We start from the raw sequence: 20,717 nt of genomic DNA, 5'->3' as shown, positions 1-20,717 counted from the left end.
CACAAGACCCGGACGAGGAAAAGCCGAGCAGGCCCAGGAAGGGCCGCTCGGCAAGCACGAAAGAATTAACGCGAGTACAACTCAACGATCAGCGATTCGTTGATTTCAGCGCCGAATTCATCGCGATCCGGGGTCTTCTTGAAGACACCTTCCATCTTGGAGGCATCGACCTGCACCCAAGCCGGCATGCCGATGGACTCGGCCAGCTTCAGGCTGTCCACGATACGCAGCTGCTTCTTGGCCTTTTCGCGCACTGCCACAACGTCACCGGCCTTCACCAGGTAGGAAGCGATATTCACCACCTCACCGTTGACGGTAATGCTCTTGTGCGAAACCAGCTGACGTGCCTCAGCGCGGGTCGAGCCGAAGCCCATGCGGTACACGACGTTGTCCAGGCGCGATTCCAGCAGGGTCAGCAGATTCACGCCGGTGGAGCCCTTGCGGCGCTCAGCTTCAGCGAAGTAGCGACGGAACTGACGCTCCAACACACCATACATGCGCTTGACCTTCTGCTTTTCACGCAGTTGCAGGCCGAAGTCGGAGGTGCGCTGACCGGAAGTGCGACCATGCTGGCCGGGCTTGGTGTCGAACTTGGCCTTGTCGCTGATGGCGCGGCGTGCGCTCTTCAGGAACAGGTCAGTACCTTCACGGCGGGAAAGTTTGGCCTTGGGGCCGAGATAACGTGCCACTTTGCGTGTCCTTGTTCAATCTGACGCAAGCTCCAAGCGGTGCCTGCGCGAGTCCGGCCCGTGTTTTTTTAGGCTCGAACGGTGGGCTTCATGAGCGCAAACCGAAGTTGCACTCAGCAAAACAGCCGGCGCGGCACTTTCGTGCCCGCCGGCGCGGGAAATGAGTCCGCGATTATCGCAGCAAAATCGCCTTAGATGCGACGACGCTTTTGCGGACGGCAGCCATTGTGCGGGACAGGCGTCACATCCGAGATGGAATTGATGCGGATGCCCAGCGCTGCCAGAGCGCGAACGGAAGACTCTCGACCCGGGCCGGGGCCCTTGATCTTGACGTCCAGGTTCTTGATGCCCTGCTCTTGAGCAGCGCGACCAGCCACTTCAGCCGCCACCTGGGCAGCGAAGGGGGTCGACTTGCGCGAGCCCTTGAAGCCCTGACCACCCGACGAAGCCCAGGACAGGGCGCCGCCTTGACGGTCGGTGATGGTGATGATGGTGTTGTTGAAAGAAGCGTGAACGTGGGCGATGCCGTCAGCCACGTTCTTGCGAACCTTCTTGCGAACGCGCTGGGCAGCCGAGTTGTTAGGTGCTTTTGCCATGGTGAGCTCTCTTCAGGGTTGCCGCAGGATCACTTCTTGCCGGTCGGCGCGGCCTTGCGCGGACCCTTGCGGGTGCGGGCATTGGTGCGCGTGCGCTGGCCGCGCATGGGCAGGCCACGGCGGTGACGGAAACCACGGTAGCAACCCAGGTCCATCAGACGCTTGATGTTGATCGACATCTCACGGCGCAGGTCGCCTTCGATGGTCAGCTTGCCCACTTCCTCACGGATCTTTTCCAGATCGGAGTCATTGAGGTCCTTGACCTTCTTGTCGAACGGAATACCGCAAGCGGTGCAGATCTTCTGCGCGGTCGTACGGCCAATGCCGTAGATCGAGGTCAGACCGATCTCCGTGTGCTTTTGCGGCGGAATGTTGATACCAGCAATACGTGCCATTTGCGTCCTCTAATTCGCTCGTGTCGTGCAGCAATCAGCCTTGGCGCTGCTTGTGGCGCGGATCGGTACAGATCACACGCACCACGCCCTTGCGACGGATGATCTTGCAATTGCGGCACATCTTCTTGACGGATGCCGAAACTTTCATGGTCTGCTCCTTGACCTAATCTATTCGCTCAAACAGCGCGTCCGGGGGACAAATTCGCTCACTTCGCCCGGAACACGATGCGAGCACGACTCAAATCGTACGGCGTCAGTTCCACGGTCACTTTGTCGCCAGGCAGGATGCGGATGTAGTGCATACGCATCTTGCCGGAGATGTGACCGAGAACGACGTGACCGTTCTCCAGCTTCACTCGAAACGTGGCATTGGGCAGGTTCTCGAGAATCTCACCCTGCATTTGAATGACGTCGTCTTTCGCCATGCCTCGTTGCCGCTTCAGTTGGTACGGTTGTTAATGGATTGGCTCCACCGAGTTGCGACTCAGTTGGCCTTGAAATTTGCCTTCTTCAGCAGCGACTCGTACTGCTGACTCATCACGTAAGACTGCACCTGGGCCCAGAAGTCCATCGTCACCACCACAATAATCAGCAGCGACGTGCCACCGAAATAGAAGGGAACGTTGTACTTCAGTGTCAGGAACTCAGGCAGCAAGCACACACCCGTGATGTAGATGGCGCCAGCCATGGTCAAACGCGAGAGGATCTTGTCGATGTGCTTCGCGGTCTGCTCACCAGGACGAATCCCAGGGATGAAGGCGCCGCTCTTCTTCAGGTTGTCTGCTGTCTCACGGCTGTTAAAAACCAGCGCCGTATAGAAGAAGCAGAAGAAGACAATCGCAGATGCGTAGAGCAGCACGTAGATCGGCTGACCCGGACGCAGCATGTCCGCGATGTCCTTCAACCAACGCATGCTGTCACCCGTTGCGAACCAGCTCACAAGCGTGGTCGGCAGCAGGATGATGGACGATGCGAAGATCGGCGGAATCACACCCGACATGTTCAACTTGAGCGGCAGGTGCGACGATTGACCACCGTACACCTTGTTGCCCACCTGGCGCTTGGCATAGTTCACCAAGATCTTGCGCTGACCACGTTCGACGAAGACCACCAGCCAAGTCACACCGATGACGATCGCCACCACCACAAGGCAGGAGAAGATCGACATGGCGCCGGTACGCACCAGTTCCAGCAGGCCACCGATGGCACCCGGCAAACCTGCAGCGATACCGCCGAAGATCAGGATCGAGATGCCATTGCCCAGGCCACGCTCGGTGATCTGCTCACCCAGCCACATCAGGAACATGGTGCCAGCCACCAAGCTGCTGACAGCGGTCAGGCGGAAGCCAAAACCGGGAGCCAGCACCAGACCAGGTGAACTTTCCAGCGCCAGCGCGATGCTGAGGCTCTGGAAGATCGCGAGGCCCAGCGTGCCATAGCGCGTGTACTGCGTGATCTTGCGACGACCGGCTTCGCCTTCCTTCTTCAGCGCTTCTAGACTCGGAACCACATAACCCATCAGTTGGATCACGATGGAGGCCGAGATGTAGGGCGTGATGCCCAGCGCGAAAACGGTAAAGCGCGACAGCGCACCGCCAGAGAACATGTTGAACAGGCTCAGGATGCCACCCTGCTGGCCCTTGAAGAACTGCTGCAACTGGACCGGGTCGATGCCGGGCACGGGGATGTGCGCCCCGATACGGTAGACGACCAGAGCCAGCAACAGGAACACAAGGCGGCGACGCAGGTCACCGAACTTGCCGCTCTTAGCCAGTTGATTCGGGTTGGTAGCCACTGTTGCCTGATCCTTGAGCTTTACTCAGCTGCGACGGAGCCGCCGGCGGCTTCGATCGCGGCCTTGGCGCCAGCCGTAGCACCCACGCCCTTCAGCGTGACCTTGCGGCTGATCTCACCCGACAGAATGACCTTGACGGCCTTCGTCAGCTCGGGCACCAGACCGACCGCCTTCAGCGTCAGCAGGTCGATTTCGTCGCCGGCCAGGCCTTGCAGATCGCTCAGGGTGATCTCGGCATTGAACGGCAGCGTCAGCGACTTGAAGCCACGCTTGGGCAGGCGACGATGCAGAGGCATCTGGCCGCCTTCGAAGCCGACCTTGTGGAAGCCGCCAGCACGCGACTTCTGGCCCTTGTGGCCACGGCCGCAAGTCTTGCCCAGACCGGAACCAATGCCACGGCCCACGCGACGCTTGGCGTGCTTGGCACCAGCGGCAGGCTTGATGGTGTTGAGTTGCATTTCTAGTCCTCAGTTCGCGCCGTGCTTACAGCACCTGCACGAGGTAGGCGATCTTGTTGATCATGCCGCGCACAGCAGGCGTGTCCTCAAGGACGCGGGTGCTGTTCATCTTGCGCAGGCCCAGACCGGTCACGGTGGCGCGGTGCGAGGCACGGCAGCCGATCGGGCTGCGCACGAGCTTGACCGTCAGAGTTTTCTTGTCAGACATCTGTCTCTCCAATCCTGGCGACTCAGTTGAAGATATCTTCAACGGTCTTGCCGCGCTTGGCAGCGACTTCAGCGGCCGTCGTCGAGCGCTTCAGGGCGTCCAGGGTGGCACGAACCATGTTGTAGGGGTTGGTCGAACCGTGGCTCTTGGTCACGATGTCGGTCACACCCATCACTTCGAAGACGGCGCGCATCGGGCCGCCGGCGATCACACCGGTACCGGCGGGAGCCGGAGCCATCATGACGCGCGAAGCACCGTGCTCACCCACCACGTTGTGGTGGATGGTGCCGTTACGCAGGTTCACTTTGACCATGTTGCGGCGAGCCGATTCCATGGCCTTCTGCACGGCAACCGGAACTTCCTTCGCCTTGCCCTTGCCCATGCCGATACGGCCATCACCGTCGCCGACCACGGTCAGCGCTGCGAACGACAGCGTACGGCCGCCCTTCACCACCTTGGTCACGCGGTTCACCGCGATCATCTTCTCGCGCAAACCGTCGTCACGACCTTCGTCCTGCACGCGGGGTTGAAACTTTGCCATGTTCATCAATCCTTTATGCGCTTAGAACTGCAGGCCGGCTTCGCGGGCAGCTTCGGCCAGGGCCTTGATACGGCCGTGGTAGGCGAAACCGGCGCGATCGAACGCCACCTTCTCGACGCCAGCAGCCTTGGCCTTCTCGGCGATGCGCTTGCCGATCAGCGTGGCAGCGGCCACATTGCCACCCTTGCCTTCGCCACCCAGCTGGGCGCGAACGTCCTTCTCGGCCGTCGAGGCGCTGGCCAGGACGCGAGTACCATCTTCGGAGATGACGCTGGCGTAGATGTGCAGGTTGGAGCGGAAAACCGTCAGGCGGGCGACGCGCTGCACTGCGATGCGGGCACGGGTCTGGCGCGAACGACGGATGCGCTGTTCTTTCTTGGTCAACATTGCGCGGCTCCTTACTTCTTCTTGGTCTCTTTGAGGGAGACCTTTTCATCGGCGTAGCGGATGCCCTTGCCCTTGTAGGGCTCGGGAGGACGGATGGCGCGCACTTCGGCGGCAATCTGACCCACCACTTGGCGATCGGCACCCTTGATCAGGATTTCGGTCTGGGTCGGGCATTCCACCTTGATCCCAGCCGGCATGTCCTTCACCACGGGGTGAGAGAAACCGATCTGCAGGTTGAGCTTCTGGCCTTGAGCCTGGGCGCGGTAACCCACGCCAACCAGGTTCAGCTTCTTCTCGAAGCCCTTGCTCACGCCGTTGACCATATTGGCCACCAGGGCGCGGAAGGTGCCGCTCATGGCGTCAGCTTCAGCAGAAGCGTCAGCCGGGCTGAAGCTCAGCTTGCCGCCTTCGTTCTTGATCGCGACCAGGGGGTTGGCTGCACGAACCAGCGTACCCAGGGCGCCCTTCACGCTGATCTGCTCAGCGGAGATCGTCACATCCACGCCTTGCGGGAGTGCGACCGGCATTTTTCCAACGCGGGACATTGTCTGTCTCTCCTTGCGCTTAGGCGACGTAGCAGAGCACTTCGCCGCCGATACCGGCTTGACGTGCCTTGCGGTCGGTCATCACACCCTTGGGGGTGGTGACGATCGCCACACCCAGGCCATTCATGACCTGCGGAATGTCGTGGCGGCCCTTGTAGATGCGCAGGCCGGGACGGCTCACGCGTTCGATGCGCTCGATCACCGGACGACCGGCGTAGTACTTCAGCGCGATCTCGAGCTCGGGACGGGCTGCATCGCCACGCACCGCGAAACCGTCGATATAGCCCTCGTCCTTGAGGACCTTGGCGATCGCAACCTTCAGCTTGCTGGAAGGCATCACGACGCTGGCCTTCTCAACGCTTTGGGCGTTGCGAATGCGAGTCAGCATATCGGCGATAGGATCACTCATGCTCATACGAAATCTCCTAAACCTGCCGATTACCAGCTTGCCTTGACGACACCGGGGATGTCGCCCTTGAAAGCCAGTTCACGAATCTTGTTACGGGCCAGACCGAACTTGCGGAAGGTGCCACGGGGACGGCCAGTCAGCTCGCAGCGATTGCGCAGACGAGTGGGGTTGGCATTGCGGGGCAGCTTCTGCAGCTCCAGGCGAGCGGCATAGCGCTCTTCATCGGACTTCTTGGAGTCGTCGATGATGGCCTTCAGTTCTGCATACTTCTTGGCGAACTTGGCGACCAGTTGTTCGCGCTTCAGCTCACGTTGCTTAATCGAGAGTTTTGCCACGGGTCACCTCAGTTCTTGAACGGGAACTTGAACGCGGCCAGCAGGGCCTTCGCTTCGTCGTCCGTCTTGGCAGTCGTCGTGATGCTGATGTTCAGACCACGCAGAGCATCCACCTTGTCGTACTCGATTTCGGGGAAGATGATCTGTTCTTTGACGCCGATGTTGTAGTTACCACGGCCGTCGAAGGAACGACCGGAGATACCACGGAAGTCGCGCACACGCGGCAGGGCGATGGTCACGAAGCGATCCAGGAATTCGTACATCTGGACGCCACGCAGGGTCACCATGCAGCCAATGGGCACGCCGTCACGAATCTTGAAGCCAGCAATGGCCTTCTTGGACTTGGTGACCACAGGCTTCTGACCGGCGATCTTGGTCAGGTCGCCCACGGCGTGGTCCATGACCTTCTTGTCCGCCACGGCTTCACTCACACCCATGTTCAGGGTGATCTTGGTGATGCGCGGCACTTCCATCACGGACTTGTAGCCGAACTTCTCGGTCAGGCCGGGAACGACTTTTTCGCGATAAAACGCTTGCAAACGAGCCATGTCGAACCTCTTAAGCCTTGATCTCTTCGCCGGTCGACTTGTAGACGCGCACCTTCTTGCCGTCGTCGAGCTGCTTGATGCCCACGCGATCGGCCTTGCCGGCAGCGGCGTTGAAAATCGCCACGTTGGATTGATGGATCGGCATCGTCTTATCGACCACGCCGCCGGTGGTGCCCTTCATGGGGTTGGGCTTGGCGTGCTTCTTCACGACGTTCACGCCTTCCACGATCAGGTGGTCAGCATCGACACGCGAAGCGACGACGCCCCGCTTGCCCTTGTCGCGGCCGGTCAGCACGATGACCTCGTCGCCCTTACGAATCTTGTTCATGGCAGTACCTTTGACTTGACGAGGCTTACAGCACCTCGGGCGCCAGCGACACGATCTTCATGAAGCGCTCGGTACGCAGCTCACGCGTGACCGGGCCAAAGATACGGGTGCCGATCGGCTCCAGCTTGGCGTTCAGCAGCACGGCGGCATTGCCGTCGAACTTCACCAGCGAACCGTCTTGGCGACGCACGCCCTTGGCGGTGCGCACGACCACAGCGCTATAGACCTCGCCCTTCTTGACGCGGCCTCGCGGAGCAGCTTCCTTGATGCTGACCTTGATGATGTCGCCAATGCCGGCATACCGACGCTTGGAACCACCAAGCACCTTGATGCACTGAACGGACTTGGCGCCAGTGTTGTCCGCGACATCCAGTCGCGATTGCATTTGAATCATGTCTGTCCCCAACTTTTCCCGCCTCGACCTGCTGCGACCATCGCAACAAATCAAACCGGTCAGTCTTGGGCCCGTAAGCCTTTAGCACTCACCAACACAGCTTGTGTGCCAGCCAGCGCCTTCAGCGGTTGAGGGCGGATCCGAGGCCGAGACGCACCGCATGATGCGCCCAACGTTCGGCGAAGCATTAGATTGTGCCAGTGAAGCAGAAGCAATGTCAAGCACCCACCGCACTGAAACTTGGACGCCCCCTCTAAACAGTAGGGCGCCCGGTTTTGATCTGCCATGGCAGCCTTGCGCTACCGTGGGAGATCAGGCCTTGAGCTGCGAGAGCATGGTGTCAGCGCCGCTGACTTCGAACTTGCCTGGCGCCTCGACATTGATCGTCTTCACGACACCATCGACCACGAGCATGCTGTAGCGCTGCGAACGCAGGCCCATGCCACGCGCCTGCAGATCCAGAGTCAGTCCGGTTGCGCGCGTGAAGTCAGCGCTGCCATCAGCAATGAAGCGCACCTTGCCAGCCGCGCCGAGCTCGCGAGCCCAGGCACCCATGACGAAGGCGTCATTGACGGAGACACACCAGATCTCATCGGCGCCAGCAGCCTTGAGTGCGTCCGCCTGCTGGATATAGCCAGGCGCATGCTGGGCCGAGCAGGTCGGCGTGAAGGCCCCCGGCAGCGCGAAGACGGCTATGGTCTTGCCCGCAGCGGCAGCGGCGGAATCAAAACCGTTCGGACCGATGGAGCAGCCATTGCCCTCCACTTCCACGTATTCCTGCACGGTGGCACTGGGCAGCTTGTCGCCGATCTTCAGCATGAGAGTCTCCTCAAAAGCAAAGCCCGGCGCAGGCGCGGCCGGGCAGAAAGTAAAAAACGGTCGGTCGCCAGTATCACCAGCGATCCGACCGTTTGCAGGGCCTGCGGCGCAAGACCCCAGGGATCCTGCGCCTTTGACCAAAGAGGCCTTAGACGGCTTCTGCCTTTTCGACCAGGCGGGTCACGACCCAGCTCTTGGTCTTGGACAGAGGACGGCCTTCGGCGATCTCGACCACATCACCCATCTTGTACTCGCCCTTTTCATCGTGGGCGTGGTACTTGCGGGAACGGGCCACGATCTTGCCGTAGAGCTCGTGCTTGGTGCGACGCTCAACCAGGACCGTGACGGTCTTGGCGCGCTTGTCGCTCACCACGCGACCCACCAGGGTGCGGGTGTTCTTTTCTTGAGCTTGCGTCATATCAGGCCCCCTTCTTCTTTTCGGCCAGCACGGTCTTGACGCGAGCGATGTCGCGACGGATCTTGCCCAGCTGAGTGGTGTTGCTCAGCTGTTGGGTGGCCTTTTGCATGCGCAGGCCGAAGTGGGCCTTGAGCAGATCGGTCACTTCCTTTTCCAGGGCAGCGACATCCTTGCCACGCAGTTCAGATGCTTTCATGGTGATCTCTCCAATCAGAGGCCGACCTGGCGCGCCACGAAGGTGCAACGCAGGGGCAGCTTTGCAGCAGCCAGCGTGAACGCTTCGCGAGCCAGGGCTTCCGGCACACCGTTGATCTCGTAGAGCACCTTGCCGGGCTGGATTTCAGCGACGTAGTACTCCGGATTGCCCTTACCGTTACCCATACGGACTTCGGCGGGCTTCTGGGAGATGGGCTTGTCCGGGAAGATGCGGATGAAGATACGACCACCGCGCTTGATATGGCGCGAGATTGCACGACGAGCCGCTTCGATCTGGCGAGCCGTCAGACGGCCGCGCTCAGTGGCCTTCAGGCCGAAGTCACCGAACGACACATTGGCGCCGCGAGTGGCCACGCCAGTGTTACGACCCTTCTGCTCTTTGCGGAATTTGCGACGAGCGGGTTGCAGCATGTTTATTCTCCTTTGGCCTCGCCAGCTGCGGGGGCCTTGCGGACCACGCGCTTAGCGCCGGGCTTGTCGCCACCGTCGGCGGGCTTGTCAGCGCCGGGACGGCCACGGCCACCCGGAGCGCCCGGACGGGCGTTGCGACGCGGACGACGATCATCTTCAGCGCCAGGGGGCGTGTTGATCACGGGAGCCTCGCCATTGGCCAGGCGGTCACCGCGGTACACCCACACCTTCACACCGATGACGCCATAGGTCGTCTTGGCCTCGGAGAAGCCATAGTCGATGTCGGCCTTCAGGGTATGCAGAGGCACGCGGCCTTCGCGATACCACTCGGTACGAGCGATTTCGATGCCGTTCAGACGGCCGGCGGACATGATCTTGATGCCCTGGGCGCCCAGACGCATTGCGTTCTGCATCGCACGCTTCATGGCGCGACGGAACATGATGCGCTTTTCCAGCTGCTGGGTGATCGAGTCGGCGATCAGCTGAGCATCGATTTCGGGCTTGCGCACTTCTTCGATGTTCACGGCCACCGGCACGCCCAGACGCTTGGTCAGTTCGGCCTTCAGGTTTTCGATGTCCTCGCCCTTCTTGCCGATCACCACGCCCGGACGAGCCGAGAAAATGGTGATGCGGGCGTTCTTCGCGGGACGCTCGATCAGGATGCGCGACACGGCGGCATTCTTCAGGCGCTGCTTCAGGTATTCACGAACTTGCAGATCTTCGGCCAGCATCGTGGCGAAGTTCTGGTTGTTCGCATACCAGCGCGAAGCCCAGTTACGGGTGACAGGCAGGCGGAAGCCGGTCGGATGGATTTTCTGTCCCATAGTCTTCCTCTTGGCCTCAGTTACCGACCGACACGAAGATGTGGCAGGTGGGCTTGCTGATGCGGTTGCCGCGGCCCTTGGCGCGAGCCGAGAAGCGCTTCAGCGTGGTGCCTTGCTCCACATAGATCGAGGTGACCTTCAGCTCATCAATGTCAGCGCCGTCATTGTGCTCGGCGTTGGCGATGGCACTTTCCAGCGCCTTCTTGATGATGAGTGCCGCCTTCTTCTGGGTGAATTCCAGGATGTTGAGCGCCTGGTCCACCTTCTTGCCGCGGATCAGGTCCGCCACCAGACGGCCCTTGTCGGCCGACAGGCGGACACCGCGAACGATTGCACGGGTTTCCATCGTCTCAATCCTTATTTCTTGGCCTTCTTGTCACCAGGGTGACCCTTGAAGGTGCGGGTCAGCGCGAACTCACCCAGCTTGTGACCGACCATCTGGTCCGACACATAGACCGGCACGTGCTGCTTGCCGTTGTGCACCGCGATCGTCAGACCGATGAATTCGGGCAGGATCGTCGAGCGGCGCGACCAGGTCTTGATGGGCTTCTTGTCCTTGTTGGCCACAGCCTTGTCGACTTTGGCCAGCAGGTGATGGTCCACGAACGGACCCTTCTTGAGGGAACGAGCCATGTTGGTCTACCCCTTACTTCTTGCGACGCGAAACGATGAACGTCTGCGTGCGCTTGTTGTTACGAGTGCGGTAGCCCTTGGTGAGGGTGTTCCACGGCGACACAGGCGCCTGGCCTTCACCGGTACGGCCTTCACCACCACCGTGCGGGTGATCAACCGGGTTCATGGCGGTACCACGGACGGTCGGGCGGATGCCCTTCCAGCGGATGGCGCCGGCCTTGCCGTATTGACGCAGGCTGTGCTCTTCGTTGCTCACTTCACCGATGGTGGCGCGGCAGTCGATGTGGACACGACGGACTTCACCCGAACGCAGGCGGATCTGGGCGTAGACACCGTCACGAGCCATCAGCACGGCGGAAGCACCGGCGGAACGTGCGATCTGGGCGCCCTTGCCCGGCAGCATTTCCACGCAGTGGATCGTCGAACCCACGGGGATGTTGCGGATGGGCAGGGTGTTGCCAGCCTTGATCGGAGCTTCAGCGCCGCTCAGGATGGTCGAACCGACTTCCAGGCCACGCGGAGCGATGATGTAGCGACGCTCGCCGTCGGCATAGCACACCAGAGCGATGTGGGCCGTACGGTTGGGGTCGTACTCGATGCGCTCAACCTTGGCCGGGATCGCGTCCTTATTGCGGCGGAAGTCCACCACACGGTAGTGGTGCTTGTGACCACCGCCCTTGTGGCGCATCGTGATGTGACCGTTGTTGTTACGGCCAGACTTTTGCTTTTGCGGCTCCAGCAGCGAAGCTTCGGGAGCGCCCTTGTGCAGGTGCTTATGCACCACCTTCACCACGGCACGGCGGCCAGGCGAGGTCGGCTTGACTTTAACGACGGCCATTACGCAGCCTCCCCGGAGAAGTTGAGCTCTTGGCCAGCCTTCAGGGACACATACGCCTTCTTGACGTGGTCGCGACGGCCGACACGGCCGCCAAAGCGCTTGACCTTGCCCTTGGTGTTCACCACGCTCACCGATTCGACTTCAACCTTGAACATCAGTTCAACGGCAGCCTTGATCTCGGGCTTGGTGGCGTCACGCAGGACCTTGAACAACACTTGGTTGTGCTTCTCGGCAACCAGGGTGGCCTTTTCGGACACGATGGGAGCCAGCAGCACCTGGGCCAGACGGCCTTCTGCAAACTTCGGGGCGCTCATGCCAGCATCTCCTTGAGTTGCTCCATTGCGGCCTTGGTCACCAGCACCTTCTTGTAGAAGACCAGCGACAGGGGATCGGCGTAACGGGGCTCGACGACCAGCACGTTGGCCAGGTTGCGCGAAGCCAGCGCCAGATTGTCATCCACCTGATCAGCGATCAGCATCACGGATTCCAGACCCATGGCCTTGAACTTGGCAGCCAGCAGCTTGGTCTTGGGGGCTTCGACAGAGATCGAGTCCACCACGGCCAGACGGCCTTCGCGGGCCAGCTGAGAGAGGATGGCGGCCATACCGGCGCGATACATCTTCTTGTTCAGCTTGTGCGAGAAGTTTTCTTCCGGCAGGTTCGGGAAGATGCGACCACCCCCACGCCACAGAGGCGAGGAAGTCATACCGGCGCGAGCGCGGCCGGTGCCCTTCTGGCGGAAAGGCTTCTTGGTCGAGTGCTTGACCTGTTCGCGGTCCTTTTGAGCGCGGGTGCCTTGGCGGGCATTGGCCTGGAAGGCCACGACCACCTGGTGCACCAGGGCTTCGTTGTATTCGCGAGCGAAGACGGTGTCAGGCGCGTCCACCTTGGAGGTGGCCTGACCCTGCTCGTTCAGAAGCTCGAGCTGCATCAGTTGGCCTCCTTCTTGACCTTGACCTTGACAGCGGGACGCACGACCACGTGGCCGTTCTTGGCGCCCGGCACGGCACCCTTGACCAGCAGCAGCTGACGAGCTTCGTCAACGCGCACGATGTCGAGGTTCTGGGTGGTCACGGTCTCGTCGCCCATGTGGCCGGACATCTTCTTGCCCGGGAACACGCGACCCGGATCCTGCGCCATCGAGATGGAGCCCGGGACATTGTGCGAACGGCTGTTACCGTGGGAAGCGCGCTGCGAACCGAAGTTGTGGCGCTTGATGGTGCCGGCGAAGCCCTTACCAATCGAAGTGCCCTGCACATCGACCTTCTGGCCGGCGGCAAACAGGGTCACGGGCACCTGAGCGCCAGCCTTGTATTCGGCGGCGACGTCAGCTGCGACGCGAAATTCCTTGAGGATTTCACCGGCTTCCACACCCGCCTTGGCGAGGTGGCCGGCTTCCGGCTTGGTCACGCGAGAGGCCTTGCGTGCACCGAACGCCACTTGGATGGCGCTGTAGCCGTCAGTCTCTTCGGTCTTGACCTGGGTCACGCGGTTGTTGGACACGTCCAGCACGGTCACGGGAATGGCGTCGCCATCGTCCGTGAAGATGCGCATCATGCCCACCTTGCGGCCCAGCAATCCGAGACGATTGCTAAGACTCATGTTTTTTCTCCAGCCCCTTTTGCCGCCAGGCCAAAGCCCCGCAGCTCCAAGAGCCATTTACACACACCCGACAACGATTGGTCGGGCTGACCAAACACCGCTTGGAACTCATCCCTCGGGCCGGTAAAGGCGCCCCAAGGCACGCATCCAGGCGATGCACTAAAGCCGCACTGGCGTAAACCAGCGCGGAAAAGTCTGCGAGTATAGCGTCAACCCTGAGCGGGCCGCAAGCGGCGTCACATCAGGGTCAAGAAAAAAGGGCAACCTGGAGGTTGCCCTTCTCACGCTTGGGAGGCGGAATGGCCTCAAGGACCACTCACACCAGGCCGCATTACTGCAGCTTGATTTCCACGTCCACGCCAGCCGGCAGATCCAGCTTCATCAGGGCGTCAACCGTCTTGTCGGTCGGGTCGACGATGTCCATCAGACGCTGGTGGGTGCGGATTTCGAACTGGTCGCGCGAGGTCTTGTTGACGTGCGGCGAACGCAGGATGTCGAAACGCTCCAGGCGGGTCGGCAGGGGCACAGGACCCTTGACGATGGCACCGGTACGCTTGGCGGTGTCCACGATTTCCAGAGCCGACTGATCGATCAGCTTGTAATCGAAGGCCTTCAGGCGGATGCGGATCTTTTGCTTTTGCATGACTGTTCCTTCAAAGAGCATGCGGCGGTGACGCCGCGTAAATGGTGATGACAGGCGGCCCATAGGGCCGCCCGAGAGTCACGCAGGAATTACTCGATGATGGTGGCAACCACGCCCGAGCCGACGGTACGGCCACCTTCGCGGATAGCGAAACGCAGACCTTCTTCCATGGCGATCGGAGCGATCAGCTTCACGGTGATGCCGACGTTGTCGCCGGGCATGACCATTTCCTTGTCCTTCGGCAGCTCCACGGCACCGGTCACGTCCGTGGTACGGAAGTAGAACTGGGGACGGTAGTTGTTGAAGAACGGGGTGTGACGGCCGCCCTCTTCCTTGCTCAGAACATAGATCTCAGCAGTGAAGTGGGTGTGCGGCTTGATGGTGCCGGGCTTGGCCAGCACTTGGCCGCGCTCGACGTCTTCACGCTTGGTGCCGCGCAGCAGGATACCGACGTTGTCGCCAGCCTGACCTTGGTCCAGCAGCTTGCGGAACATTTCCACGCCGGTCACGGTGGTCTTTTGCAGATCACGGATACCGACGATTTCGATTTCCTCGCCGACCTTGATGATGCCGCGCTCGACGCGACCGGTCACCACGGTGCCACGGCCAGAAATCGAGAACACGTCTTCCACCGGCAGCAGGAAGGCGCCGTCCACGGCACGCTCAGGCTGGGGGATGTAGCTGTCCAGAGCGTCAGCCAGGCGCATGATGGCCTGCTCGCCCAGATCGCCCGTGTCGCCTTCCAGCGCCAGCTTGGCCGAACCCTTCACGATCGGGGTGTCGTCGCCGGGGAAGTCGTACTTGCTCAGCAGCTCGCGGACTTCCATTTCCACCAGCTCCAGCAGCTCGGCGTCGTCCACCATGTCGCACTTGTTCAGGAAGACGATGATGTACTTCACACCGACCTGACGCGCCAGCAGGATGTGCTCGCGGGTCTGGGGCATCGGGCCGTCAGCGGCCGAGCACACCAGGATCGCACCGTCCATCTGGGCGGCACCGGTGATCATGTTCTTCACATAGTCAGCGTGGCCCGGGCAGTCCACGTGAGCATAGTGGCGATTGGCGGTCTCGTACTCAACGTGCGCGGTGTTGATCGTGATGCCGCGAGCCTTTTCTTCGGGCGCAGCGTCGATCTGGTCATAGGCCTTGGCCTCGCCACCGAACTTCTTCGACAGCACCGTTGCGATAGCAGCCGTCAGCGTGGTCTTGCCATGGTCAACGTGACCAATCGTGCCCACGTTTACGTGCGGCTTGGTACGTTCAAACTTACCTTTTGCCATTTCAATTCTCCAAAAAGAGCATTCATCCAGTCTGATGGTTTAGCGTTTCCGCCGAGGCCTTGATCCCTGCCGGCTGGCAAGCAGGAGACTCTCGACGAAGACGATTCATGCCCCAACCACCTGGCCACGAGACGGACGCCCGAAGGGCCGTCCTCCGCATGGAGCCCGAGGATCCGGCTTCGCCGGTCCTACGAGCTCGCCCCCTTGAGGGGGCCGCCGCAGGCGGTAGGGGATGGTCTTTACTTGGCGCGAGCGGTAATGATCGCGTCAGCCACGTTCTTCGGAGCTTCGCTGTAGTGCTTGAACTCCATGGTGTACGTGGCGCGGCCTTGCGACATCGAACGCAGGGTGGTCGAGTAGCCGAACATTTCAGACAGAGGAACCTCTGCCTTGATGATCTTGCCGCCACCAACCATGTCGTCCATGCCCTGAACCATGCCGCGACGGCTGGAAAGATCGCCCATCACCGAGCCTGCGTAGTCTTCCGGCGTTTCCACTTCCACGGCCATCATGGGCTCGAGGATCACAGGGCTGGCCTTGCGGCAAGCATCCTTGAAGCCCATCGAAGCAGCCATCTTGAAGGCGTTTTCGTTCGAGTCCACATCGTGGTAGGAACCGAAGGTCAGGGTGACCTTGACGTCCACCACGGGGTAGCCGGCCAGCACGCCGTTCGGCAGGGTGTCGATGATGCCCTTTTCCACCGCGGGGATGTACTCGCGAGGCACCACGCCGCCCTTGATGGCGTCGACGAACTCGAAGCCCTTGCCGGCTTCTTGCGGCTCGACCGTCAGCACGACGTGACCGTACTGACCCTTACCACCCGACTGGCGAACGAACTTGCCTTCGACGTCGGTGGCGGTCTTGCGGATGGTTTCGCGGTAGGCCACTTGCGGCTTGCCCACGTTGGCTTCCACGCCGAACTCGCGCTTCATGCGGTCGACAATGATTTCCAGGTGGAGCTCGCCCATGCCGGAAATGATGGTCTGACCGGACTCTTCGTCGGTACGCAGACGGAACGAGGGATCTTCCGCTGCCAGACGGCCCAGAGCCAGGCCCATCTTCTCCTGGTCAGCCTTGGTCTTGGGTTCCACGGCCTGCGAGATCACAGGCTCAGGGAAGACCATCTTTTCCAGAGTGATCACGGATTCCGGGTCGCACAGCGTTTCGCCGGTGGTGACGTCCTTCAGACCCACGCAGGCAGCGATGTCACCGGCCAGAATTTCCTTGATTTCTTCACGCTGGTTGGCGTGCATCTGCAGGATACGGCCGATACGCTCCTTCTTGCCACGGATCGGGTTGTACACGGTAGCGCCGGATTGCAGCACACCCGAGTACACGCGAACGAAGGTCAGCTGACCGACGTACGGGTCGGTCATCAGCTTGAAGGCCAGGGCCGCGAACTTCTCGCTGTCGTCAGCCTTGCGGGTGGCCGGCTGCTCGTCTTCGTCGGTGCCGGTCACCGGGGGGATATCCACCGGGGAGGGCAGGAAGTCGATCACGGCATCCAGCATGCGCTGCACACCCTTGTTCTTGAAGGCGGTGCCGCAGAGCATCGGCTGGATTTCGGTGGAAATCGTGCGGGTGCGCAGGGCGAGCTTGATCTCCTCCTCGGACAGGTCACCCGTCTCGAGGTACTTGTTCATCAGCTCTTCGGTGGCCTCGGCGGCAGCCTCGACCATCTTCTCGCGCCACTCTTGAGCAACGGAGACCAGATCAGCCGGGATCTCTTCGTAGCTGAACTTCATGCCTTGGGAAGCTTCGTCCCAAATGATGGCCTTCATCTTCAGCAGGTCCACGACGCCCTTGAAGTTGTCTTCAGCGCCGATGGGGATCACGATGGGCACAGGGTTGGCCTTAAGGCGCGTCTTCATCTGGTCGACGACCTTGAAGAAGTTGGCACCGGTACGGTCCATCTTGTTCACGAAGGCCAGACGCGGCACCTTGTACTTGTTGGCCTGGCGCCAGACGGTTTCCGACTGGGGCTGCACGCCGCCCACGGCGCAATAGACCATGCAGGCACCGTCCAGCACGCGCATGGAACGCTCCACCTCAATGGTGAAGTCCACGTGCCCCGGGGTGTCGATGATGTTGAAGCGGTGCTCCGGGTAGGACATGTCCATGCCCTTCCAGAAGCAGGTGGTTGCAGCGGAAGTGATCGTGATGCCACGCTCCTGCTCCTGCTCCATCCAGTCCATGGTGGCGGCGCCATCATGCACTTCACCGATCTTGTGGTTCACACCGGTGTAGTACAGGATGCGCTCGGTCGTCGTGGTCTTGCCGGCATCGATGTGCGCCGAAATACCGATATTGCGGTAGCGCTCGATGGGGGTCTTGCGGGCCATGATCTTGCTCCAGATGCAGTGAGCCGCCAGCGGGTCAGTAGAAACCCGAGGCGGCCAGAAAAGTCGTGTTTAGAAGCGGAAGTGCGAGAACGCCTTGTTGGCATCAGCCATACGGTGGACTTCGTCACGCTTCTTCATGGCGCCGCCGCGGCCTTCCGAGGCCTCCAGCAGTTCGTTGGCCAGGCGTTGAGCCATGGACTTCTCGCCACGCTTGCGGGCCGATTCCTTCAGCCAGCGCATGGCCAGAGCCATCCGGCGGACGGGACGAACTTCCACGGGAACTTGGTAGTTCGCACCGCCAACACGGCGGGACTTCACTTCGACCATGGGCTTCACGTTGTTCAAGGCGATCATGAACACTTCCAGCGGATCCTTGCCGGCCTTCTTCTCGACTTGCTCGAGGGCGCCGTAGATGATGCGCTCGGCGACAGCCTTCTTGCCCGATTCCATGATGACGTTCATGAACTTGGACAGATCAACGCTACCGAACTTGGGATCAGGCAGGATCTCGCGCTTGGGTACTTCGCGACGACGTGGCATGGGTATTTCCTTCTTCGCTTCAGTTGGTCTGGCAATGGCTTGCTGCCATTTGCCGCAACCGGGGATGACCACGCATTCGGGACATCCACTTACTCGGCCGCTGTGCCCTCGACGGGGTCATGCGCTCCGCAAAAACATCCGACCAGAGCCTGAAGGCCGGTCGTGACAACTCAATTAGGCCTTCTTCGGGCGCTTGGCACCGTACTTGGAGCGGGACTGCTTGCGATCCTTGACGCCTTGCAGGTCCAGCGAACCGCGGACGATGTGGTAACGAACACCCGGCAGATCCTTCACACGGCCGCCGCGCACCAGCACGACGCTGTGCTCTTGAAGGTTGTGGCCTTCACCGCCGATGTAGGAAATCACCTCGAAGCCGTTGGTCAGACGCACCTTGGCGACCTTACGCAGAGCGGAGTTCGGCTTCTTGGGGGTCGTGGTGTACACGCGGGTGCACACGCCACGACGCTGAGGGCATGCCTGCATGGCAGGCGACTTGGACTTCGTGACCTCGGTCTCACGACCTTGGCGCACGAGCTGGTTGATGGTTGGCATAAGTAACTTGTTCCCGTTTGAAGTCACAGACCTCTAGCGGCCCGGCGCGCTTTACCACCTGGCAAAACACCGCTCGAAACCCTGTCAGATATGCTTCTGAAGGAAGCACAAAAGCGCGCAACGCCTAAGCGCCGCACGCTGAATTCAAGCTGCCTGCACCTCTATGGGCGCAGCTAGACCAACTAGAGAGCCCTCGATTGTATGCCAGCGGCCGTCTTTTGCACAAGCGGCCCCGCCCGCAAAGCCGATGGGCAGGGGCTTTGCTGGGAAAATGAGCCGCCCTAGGTCATCCGCTGGCTCGCCTTGGGACGGAAACCTGGGCCTGTTCAGGACAGGAGTCGGCCGATTCGCCAGCCAGGGCCCGTACCGACTGCAGTCACTCTGCCCCGACGCCCTTCGCTCAACCGTGATGCCCATCTTGCCCTTGACTCCCTCCACAGACTCTACGATCGCCGGCCAGGGCCGCGCCGAAGCCACTCAAGGCGTGCTTGCCGCCCAGGTGCCACGCCTGGTGCTTGACACCCAGGTGGTCATGGAGTGGCTGGTGTTCCGGGACGCCGGCATCCGCGCGCTGGTCGAACCCATCGAGGCCGGCCACTGGGTCTGGATCGGCAGCGTGGCCATGCGGGATGAACTGCTGCATGTGCTGTCGCGGGGCGTGGCCGCGCGCTGGAGTCCGGATCCAGCCGGCATCGCGGCCGTGTTCGCGCGCCTGTGCCAAATGCCCGAGCCTCATGCGGAGGAGGCCCCCCTGCCCCTTCTCAGATGCCGGGATAAGGATGATCAGAAGTTCATCGACCTGGCGCTGGCCCAGAAGGTCGATGCCCTGATCAGCCGGGACAGCGATGTGCTGGCCCTGGCCAAGCGTGCCCGCAAGCAGGGGCTGGCCATCTTGAGGCCTGAACAGTGGCTGGAGCTGAATCGGCGCGCCCCCACCCCCGGCGCAGCTTCGTAAGCCGCCCGCCAACGCCCCTTCCGGACAAAATAGGTTCTTCACGGATTCCGAGAAGCACTGCCCGGATCGAGATCGCCTCGGTTGCGGAGCAAGCGCCTGTGGGCCTGCTTGACGACGCGTCGGGCCGGCTTGTCGTGGCGAAGCTCATTGGCCGCATCGACGCGCACGCGCGAGACCACCTCTCGGCCTCACGTGGCCACGACGTGGAACAGGTCATAGACGATACGGGCGCGCGTGCAGAAGTGACGCACCTCCAAATCGAAGGCGCTGTTCATGCCGGTGGCCACGGTCTGGATGCGTGCGCAGCCCTGCCGCCCCAGCGTCTGGAAGAACGGCCTCACCGCCGCTCGGCTGCGCCCCTGGGCCGCATGCAGAACGCGCCCGCTGTTCGGCATCCAAGATGACGCTGGCATAGCGGTGGCCCTTGAACAGCGCGAACTCGTCCATGATCAACTGCGTGGGCTGCGCGGGCGGCAACGCCTGCACGATAGCCTGCAGGCGCCGGTGATCCAGCTCCCTTACGGTGGACCAGTGCAAGCCGAACATCTCGACCACGCACTTCAGCGGCATGTGGCTGCAGCAATCTGCCACCGTCTGAGCCATGCGCCGGCTCTTCCTGCAATGTCGATCCAGCCATCTCGCATGCCGAAGGCACTGCCCGCAGCGCGGGCACGCCAGGCGCAGTAATTCCACCGCCAGCAGGAACTTGAGTCCCAGCATCGGCAGGTCGCGAATGCAGCGGCCCACTCGCTCGTGAACGGCACTCACCGGCTCGCAGCAACGACCACATCGAGGCACGACGCCTGCTGACGGAATCAACTCGAAACGAACGTGATCCTCGCCGACTAGGGCGTCAGCAACGCTGACGCCCTCCCAGAACGGACTCCAGGCAGCATCCTTGCCCATGGGGCGATGCGCTCGGATTTGATGATTGGTCGCACAAACATCATCTCTGAGAAGTCACCGCTCTTCCATTTGGGGCATACCTTCCGGCACCCCGGAGTTCTGTGAAGAAC

At 61.3% G+C, this 20,717-nt stretch carries 34 protein-coding genes and 1 pseudogene; 1 reads left to right on the top strand and 34 read right to left on the bottom strand.

Annotated features, from left to right (window positions below; all coding sequences use genetic code 11):
* Window positions 1-65: 65 nt before the first annotated feature.
* From rpsD to rpsL, 32 genes are all read right to left on the bottom strand, one after another.
* The gene (gene rpsD / locus H5407_RS08445) at window positions 66-689 is read right to left on the bottom strand and encodes a 30S ribosomal protein S4 (RefSeq protein ID WP_183104008.1); all 624 of its coding nucleotides are present in this window, start codon (window positions 687-689) and stop codon (window positions 66-68) included.
* Window positions 690-880: 191 nt separating this feature from the next.
* Window positions 881-1,285, bottom strand: coding sequence for a 30S ribosomal protein S11 (gene rpsK, locus H5407_RS08440; RefSeq protein ID WP_056194196.1), 405 nt, complete (start codon window positions 1,283-1,285; stop codon window positions 881-883).
* Between the two features lie 29 nt (window positions 1,286-1,314).
* On the bottom strand, window positions 1,315-1,680 hold the full coding sequence (gene rpsM, locus H5407_RS08435) for a 30S ribosomal protein S13 (RefSeq protein ID WP_183104007.1): 366 nt from the start codon (window positions 1,678-1,680) through the stop codon (window positions 1,315-1,317).
* 34 nt (window positions 1,681-1,714) lie between these two features.
* Window positions 1,715-1,828, bottom strand: coding sequence for a 50S ribosomal protein L36 (gene rpmJ, locus H5407_RS08430; RefSeq protein WP_035036301.1), 114 nt, complete (start codon window positions 1,826-1,828; stop codon window positions 1,715-1,717).
* A 58-nt stretch (window positions 1,829-1,886) separates the two neighbouring features.
* Window positions 1,887-2,105, bottom strand: coding sequence for a translation initiation factor IF-1 (gene infA / locus H5407_RS08425; RefSeq protein WP_009855680.1), 219 nt, complete (start codon window positions 2,103-2,105; stop codon window positions 1,887-1,889).
* Between the two features lie 59 nt (window positions 2,106-2,164).
* Entirely contained in the window at window positions 2,165-3,475 is a 1,311-nt protein-coding gene (gene secY / locus H5407_RS08420; protein WP_183104006.1) for a preprotein translocase subunit SecY, read from the bottom strand.
* Window positions 3,476-3,495: 20 nt separating this feature from the next.
* Entirely contained in the window at window positions 3,496-3,933 is a 438-nt protein-coding gene (gene rplO, locus H5407_RS08415; protein ID WP_183104005.1) for a 50S ribosomal protein L15, read from the bottom strand.
* Window positions 3,934-3,958: 25 nt separating this feature from the next.
* Complete coding sequence (gene rpmD, locus H5407_RS08410) at window positions 3,959-4,141, bottom strand: 50S ribosomal protein L30 (protein ID WP_183104004.1); 183 nt, start codon at window positions 4,139-4,141, stop codon at window positions 3,959-3,961.
* A 22-nt stretch (window positions 4,142-4,163) separates the two neighbouring features.
* Window positions 4,164-4,682 carry a 30S ribosomal protein S5 gene (rpsE, locus tag H5407_RS08405; RefSeq protein ID WP_183104003.1) on the bottom strand — a complete coding sequence of 173 codons (519 nt, stop codon included), beginning with the start codon at window positions 4,680-4,682 and terminating at the stop codon, window positions 4,164-4,166.
* A gap of 21 nt (window positions 4,683-4,703) precedes the next feature.
* A complete protein-coding gene (rplR, locus tag H5407_RS08400) occupies window positions 4,704-5,069 on the bottom strand; it encodes a 50S ribosomal protein L18 (RefSeq protein ID WP_183104002.1) in 366 nt (121 codons plus the stop codon).
* 11 nt (window positions 5,070-5,080) lie between these two features.
* Window positions 5,081-5,614, bottom strand: coding sequence for a 50S ribosomal protein L6 (gene rplF, locus H5407_RS08395; RefSeq protein ID WP_183104001.1), 534 nt, complete (start codon window positions 5,612-5,614; stop codon window positions 5,081-5,083).
* Between the two features lie 19 nt (window positions 5,615-5,633).
* Window positions 5,634-6,029, bottom strand: coding sequence for a 30S ribosomal protein S8 (gene rpsH, locus H5407_RS08390; protein ID WP_133605050.1), 396 nt, complete (start codon window positions 6,027-6,029; stop codon window positions 5,634-5,636).
* Between the two features lie 23 nt (window positions 6,030-6,052).
* Window positions 6,053-6,358: a 30S ribosomal protein S14 gene (gene rpsN, locus H5407_RS08385; protein ID WP_183104000.1), complete on the bottom strand. Its 306-nt coding sequence runs from the start codon at window positions 6,356-6,358 to the stop codon at window positions 6,053-6,055.
* Between the two features lie 8 nt (window positions 6,359-6,366).
* Complete coding sequence (gene rplE, locus H5407_RS08380; protein ID WP_133605052.1) at window positions 6,367-6,906, bottom strand: 50S ribosomal protein L5; 540 nt, start codon at window positions 6,904-6,906, stop codon at window positions 6,367-6,369.
* A gap of 10 nt (window positions 6,907-6,916) precedes the next feature.
* Entirely contained in the window at window positions 6,917-7,234 is a 318-nt protein-coding gene (rplX, locus tag H5407_RS08375) for a 50S ribosomal protein L24 (RefSeq protein WP_183103999.1), read from the bottom strand.
* 25 nt (window positions 7,235-7,259) lie between these two features.
* A complete protein-coding gene (gene rplN / locus H5407_RS08370; protein ID WP_183103998.1) occupies window positions 7,260-7,628 on the bottom strand; it encodes a 50S ribosomal protein L14 in 369 nt (122 codons plus the stop codon).
* A 312-nt stretch (window positions 7,629-7,940) separates the two neighbouring features.
* Window positions 7,941-8,447 (bottom strand): peroxiredoxin, encoded by a 507-nt coding sequence (locus H5407_RS08365; protein WP_183103997.1) that lies wholly within the window; start codon window positions 8,445-8,447, stop codon window positions 7,941-7,943.
* A gap of 148 nt (window positions 8,448-8,595) precedes the next feature.
* Window positions 8,596-8,865 carry a 30S ribosomal protein S17 gene (gene rpsQ / locus H5407_RS08360; protein WP_183103996.1) on the bottom strand — a complete coding sequence of 90 codons (270 nt, stop codon included), beginning with the start codon at window positions 8,863-8,865 and terminating at the stop codon, window positions 8,596-8,598.
* A gap of 1 nt (window position 8,866) precedes the next feature.
* Complete coding sequence (rpmC, locus tag H5407_RS08355; protein WP_183103995.1) at window positions 8,867-9,061, bottom strand: 50S ribosomal protein L29; 195 nt, start codon at window positions 9,059-9,061, stop codon at window positions 8,867-8,869.
* Window positions 9,062-9,075: 14 nt separating this feature from the next.
* On the bottom strand, window positions 9,076-9,492 hold the full coding sequence (gene rplP / locus H5407_RS08350; RefSeq protein WP_183103994.1) for a 50S ribosomal protein L16: 417 nt from the start codon (window positions 9,490-9,492) through the stop codon (window positions 9,076-9,078).
* Between the two features lie 2 nt (window positions 9,493-9,494).
* Complete coding sequence (rpsC, locus tag H5407_RS08345) at window positions 9,495-10,316, bottom strand: 30S ribosomal protein S3 (protein WP_183103993.1); 822 nt, start codon at window positions 10,314-10,316, stop codon at window positions 9,495-9,497.
* Window positions 10,317-10,332: 16 nt separating this feature from the next.
* Entirely contained in the window at window positions 10,333-10,662 is a 330-nt protein-coding gene (rplV, locus tag H5407_RS08340) for a 50S ribosomal protein L22 (protein ID WP_183103992.1), read from the bottom strand.
* Between the two features lie 11 nt (window positions 10,663-10,673).
* Complete coding sequence (gene rpsS / locus H5407_RS08335; protein ID WP_183103991.1) at window positions 10,674-10,949, bottom strand: 30S ribosomal protein S19; 276 nt, start codon at window positions 10,947-10,949, stop codon at window positions 10,674-10,676.
* A 13-nt stretch (window positions 10,950-10,962) separates the two neighbouring features.
* Window positions 10,963-11,787 carry a 50S ribosomal protein L2 gene (rplB, locus tag H5407_RS08330; RefSeq protein ID WP_183103990.1) on the bottom strand — a complete coding sequence of 275 codons (825 nt, stop codon included), beginning with the start codon at window positions 11,785-11,787 and terminating at the stop codon, window positions 10,963-10,965.
* Window positions 11,787-12,101, bottom strand: coding sequence for a 50S ribosomal protein L23 (rplW, locus tag H5407_RS08325; protein WP_183103989.1), 315 nt, complete (start codon window positions 12,099-12,101; stop codon window positions 11,787-11,789). The genes rplB and rplW overlap by 1 nt, the downstream gene beginning before the upstream one ends.
* The gene (gene rplD / locus H5407_RS08320; RefSeq protein WP_183103988.1) at window positions 12,098-12,718 is read right to left on the bottom strand and encodes a 50S ribosomal protein L4; all 621 of its coding nucleotides are present in this window, start codon (window positions 12,716-12,718) and stop codon (window positions 12,098-12,100) included. The genes rplW and rplD overlap by 4 nt, the downstream gene beginning before the upstream one ends.
* A complete protein-coding gene (gene rplC / locus H5407_RS08315; protein WP_183103987.1) occupies window positions 12,718-13,389 on the bottom strand; it encodes a 50S ribosomal protein L3 in 672 nt (223 codons plus the stop codon). The genes rplD and rplC overlap by 1 nt, the downstream gene beginning before the upstream one ends.
* Before the next feature lie 331 nt (window positions 13,390-13,720).
* Window positions 13,721-14,032 carry a 30S ribosomal protein S10 gene (gene rpsJ / locus H5407_RS08310; protein ID WP_130434746.1) on the bottom strand — a complete coding sequence of 104 codons (312 nt, stop codon included), beginning with the start codon at window positions 14,030-14,032 and terminating at the stop codon, window positions 13,721-13,723.
* Between the two features lie 89 nt (window positions 14,033-14,121).
* Entirely contained in the window at window positions 14,122-15,312 is a 1,191-nt protein-coding gene (gene tuf, locus H5407_RS08305) for an elongation factor Tu (protein WP_183103973.1), read from the bottom strand.
* 239 nt (window positions 15,313-15,551) lie between these two features.
* Window positions 15,552-17,654, bottom strand: coding sequence for an elongation factor G (gene fusA, locus H5407_RS08300; RefSeq protein ID WP_183103986.1), 2,103 nt, complete (start codon window positions 17,652-17,654; stop codon window positions 15,552-15,554).
* A 69-nt stretch (window positions 17,655-17,723) separates the two neighbouring features.
* On the bottom strand, window positions 17,724-18,194 hold the full coding sequence (gene rpsG / locus H5407_RS08295; RefSeq protein WP_183103985.1) for a 30S ribosomal protein S7: 471 nt from the start codon (window positions 18,192-18,194) through the stop codon (window positions 17,724-17,726).
* A gap of 174 nt (window positions 18,195-18,368) precedes the next feature.
* Entirely contained in the window at window positions 18,369-18,746 is a 378-nt protein-coding gene (rpsL, locus tag H5407_RS08290; RefSeq protein WP_183103984.1) for a 30S ribosomal protein S12, read from the bottom strand.
* Window positions 18,747-19,170: 424 nt separating this feature from the next.
* On the opposite strand from rpsL, the gene H5407_RS08285 reads away from it, so the two are divergent.
* Window positions 19,171-19,701, top strand: a complete 531-nt coding sequence (locus tag H5407_RS08285; protein ID WP_255501144.1) for a putative toxin-antitoxin system toxin component, PIN family — start codon at window positions 19,171-19,173, stop codon at window positions 19,699-19,701.
* A gap of 188 nt (window positions 19,702-19,889) precedes the next feature.
* Here H5407_RS08285 and H5407_RS24845 read toward each other — a convergent pair whose 3' ends face one another.
* The gene (locus H5407_RS24845; RefSeq protein WP_183103982.1) at window positions 19,890-20,096 is read right to left on the bottom strand and encodes a transposase; all 207 of its coding nucleotides are present in this window, start codon (window positions 20,094-20,096) and stop codon (window positions 19,890-19,892) included.
* A 115-nt stretch (window positions 20,097-20,211) separates the two neighbouring features.
* Window positions 20,212-20,421 (bottom strand): annotated as a pseudogene (locus H5407_RS24840) (transposase family protein); the annotation flags it as partial.
* Window positions 20,422-20,717 lie beyond the last annotated feature (296 nt).

The organism is Mitsuaria sp. WAJ17 (assembly GCF_014174515.1).
In the GTDB taxonomy this organism is placed as follows: Bacteria; Pseudomonadota; Gammaproteobacteria; order Burkholderiales; family Burkholderiaceae_C; genus Roseateles_B.
This window is presented reverse-complemented; position numbering and strand designations above follow the sequence as displayed.

What these genes read in the sequence shown, in the direction of transcription:
- rpsK (WP_056194196.1), bottom strand. Translation starts at nt 1,285, where the DNA reads ATGGCAAAAGCACCTAACAACTCGGCTGCCCAGCGCGTTCGCAAGAAG.
- rpsM (WP_183104007.1), bottom strand. Translation starts at nt 1,680, where the DNA reads ATGGCACGTATTGCTGGTATCAACATTCCGCCGCAAAAGCACACGGAG.
- rpmJ (WP_035036301.1), bottom strand. Translation starts at nt 1,828, where the DNA reads ATGAAAGTTTCGGCATCCGTCAAGAAGATGTGCCGCAATTGCAAGATC.
- infA (WP_009855680.1), bottom strand. Translation starts at nt 2,105, where the DNA reads ATGGCGAAAGACGACGTCATTCAAATGCAGGGTGAGATTCTCGAGAAC.
- rplO (WP_183104005.1), bottom strand. Translation starts at nt 3,933, where the DNA reads ATGCAACTCAACACCATCAAGCCTGCCGCTGGTGCCAAGCACGCCAAG.
- rpmD (WP_183104004.1), bottom strand. Translation starts at nt 4,141, where the DNA reads ATGTCTGACAAGAAAACTCTGACGGTCAAGCTCGTGCGCAGCCCGATC.
- rpsE (WP_183104003.1), bottom strand. Translation starts at nt 4,682, where the DNA reads ATGGCAAAGTTTCAACCCCGCGTGCAGGACGAAGGTCGTGACGACGGT.
- rplR (WP_183104002.1), bottom strand. Translation starts at nt 5,069, where the DNA reads ATGTTGACCAAGAAAGAACAGCGCATCCGTCGTTCGCGCCAGACCCGT.
- rplF (WP_183104001.1), bottom strand. Translation starts at nt 5,614, where the DNA reads ATGTCCCGCGTTGGAAAAATGCCGGTCGCACTCCCGCAAGGCGTGGAT.
- rpsH (WP_133605050.1), bottom strand. Translation starts at nt 6,029, where the DNA reads ATGAGCATGAGTGATCCTATCGCCGATATGCTGACTCGCATTCGCAAC.
- rplE (WP_133605052.1), bottom strand. Translation starts at nt 6,906, where the DNA reads ATGGCTCGTTTGCAAGCGTTTTATCGCGAAAAAGTCGTTCCCGGCCTG.
- rplX (WP_183103999.1), bottom strand. Translation starts at nt 7,234, where the DNA reads ATGAACAAGATTCGTAAGGGCGACGAGGTCATCGTGCTGACCGGCCGC.
- rplN (WP_183103998.1), bottom strand. Translation starts at nt 7,628, where the DNA reads ATGATTCAAATGCAATCGCGACTGGATGTCGCGGACAACACTGGCGCC.
- H5407_RS08365 (WP_183103997.1), bottom strand. Translation starts at nt 8,447, where the DNA reads ATGCTGAAGATCGGCGACAAGCTGCCCAGTGCCACCGTGCAGGAATAC.
- rpsQ (WP_183103996.1), bottom strand. Translation starts at nt 8,865, where the DNA reads ATGACGCAAGCTCAAGAAAAGAACACCCGCACCCTGGTGGGTCGCGTG.
- rpmC (WP_183103995.1), bottom strand. Translation starts at nt 9,061, where the DNA reads ATGAAAGCATCTGAACTGCGTGGCAAGGATGTCGCTGCCCTGGAAAAG.
- rplP (WP_183103994.1), bottom strand. Translation starts at nt 9,492, where the DNA reads ATGCTGCAACCCGCTCGTCGCAAATTCCGCAAAGAGCAGAAGGGTCGT.
- rpsC (WP_183103993.1), bottom strand. Translation starts at nt 10,316, where the DNA reads ATGGGACAGAAAATCCATCCGACCGGCTTCCGCCTGCCTGTCACCCGT.
- rplV (WP_183103992.1), bottom strand. Translation starts at nt 10,662, where the DNA reads ATGGAAACCCGTGCAATCGTTCGCGGTGTCCGCCTGTCGGCCGACAAG.
- rpsS (WP_183103991.1), bottom strand. Translation starts at nt 10,949, where the DNA reads ATGGCTCGTTCCCTCAAGAAGGGTCCGTTCGTGGACCATCACCTGCTG.
- rplB (WP_183103990.1), bottom strand. Translation starts at nt 11,787, where the DNA reads ATGGCCGTCGTTAAAGTCAAGCCGACCTCGCCTGGCCGCCGTGCCGTG.
- rplW (WP_183103989.1), bottom strand. Translation starts at nt 12,101, where the DNA reads ATGAGCGCCCCGAAGTTTGCAGAAGGCCGTCTGGCCCAGGTGCTGCTG.
- rplD (WP_183103988.1), bottom strand. Translation starts at nt 12,718, where the DNA reads ATGCAGCTCGAGCTTCTGAACGAGCAGGGTCAGGCCACCTCCAAGGTG.
- rplC (WP_183103987.1), bottom strand. Translation starts at nt 13,389, where the DNA reads ATGAGTCTTAGCAATCGTCTCGGATTGCTGGGCCGCAAGGTGGGCATG.
- rpsJ (WP_130434746.1), bottom strand. Translation starts at nt 14,032, where the DNA reads ATGCAAAAGCAAAAGATCCGCATCCGCCTGAAGGCCTTCGATTACAAG.
- tuf (WP_183103973.1), bottom strand. Translation starts at nt 15,312, where the DNA reads ATGGCAAAAGGTAAGTTTGAACGTACCAAGCCGCACGTAAACGTGGGC.
- fusA (WP_183103986.1), bottom strand. Translation starts at nt 17,654, where the DNA reads ATGGCCCGCAAGACCCCCATCGAGCGCTACCGCAATATCGGTATTTCG.
- rpsG (WP_183103985.1), bottom strand. Translation starts at nt 18,194, where the DNA reads ATGCCACGTCGTCGCGAAGTACCCAAGCGCGAGATCCTGCCTGATCCC.
- rpsL (WP_183103984.1), bottom strand. Translation starts at nt 18,746, where the DNA reads ATGCCAACCATCAACCAGCTCGTGCGCCAAGGTCGTGAGACCGAGGTC.
- H5407_RS24845 (WP_183103982.1), bottom strand. Translation starts at nt 20,096, where the DNA reads ATGCCGAACAGCGGGCGCGTTCTGCATGCGGCCCAGGGGCGCAGCCGA.